Raw genomic sequence first — 279 nt, forward strand, 5'->3', positions numbered from 1 at the left:
GAGCGAACGTTGTTCGGAATTACTGGGCGTAAAGGGCGTGCAGGCGGTCCTGTAAGAGAGTTGTGAAAGGCCCTGGCTCAACCAGGGAAATGCACCTCTGACTGCAGGACTTGAGTATGGGAGAGGATGGGGGAATTCCCGGTGTAGCGGTGAAATGCATTGATATCGGGAGGAACACCAGTGGCGAAGGCGCCCATCTGGCCTAATACTGACGCTCAGGCGCGAAAGCTAGGGGAGCAAACAGGATTAGATACCCGAGTAGTCCTGTCTCTTATACAC

1 rRNA gene is annotated in these 279 nt (G+C 54.5%); it reads left to right on the top strand.

Annotated elements, in window-relative coordinates:
* Window positions 1–279 (top strand): 16S ribosomal RNA (locus tag ACTHSL_RS13510); the annotation flags it as partial.

Source organism: Neisseria sp. P0008.S010, from assembly GCF_051962715.1.
GTDB lineage: Bacteria > Pseudomonadota > Gammaproteobacteria > Burkholderiales > Neisseriaceae > Neisseria > Neisseria elongata.